General features: G+C 29.9%; 1 protein-coding gene. It reads left to right on the forward strand.

The features are described 5' to 3' along the window. Positions 1–221 (forward strand): IS200/IS605 family transposase (gene tnpA, locus KGF48_RS20175; protein ID WP_227868517.1); only part of this gene is annotated, 221 nt, incomplete at both ends.

A 221-nucleotide genomic window follows, 5' to 3' on the forward strand; every position in this document is an offset into this window, starting at 1 on the left:
AGATAATACCATATAAAGCAGATGAACTTGGAGCAGAAATAATAGAAATGGAAATAAACAAAGACCATGTGCATTTATTAATATCATGTGACCCACAATTTGGAATCCATAAAGTAGTAAAAGGTTTAAAAGGTTTTAGTTCAAGAGTATTAAGAGAAAATTTCCAACATTTAAAGTCTAGTATGCCTAGTATGTGGACTAATAGTTATTTCGTAGGAACT

It is taken from the genome of Clostridioides sp. ZZV15-6388 (assembly GCF_020657755.1).
Taxonomy (GTDB): Bacteria; Bacillota; Clostridia; order Peptostreptococcales; family Peptostreptococcaceae; genus Clostridioides.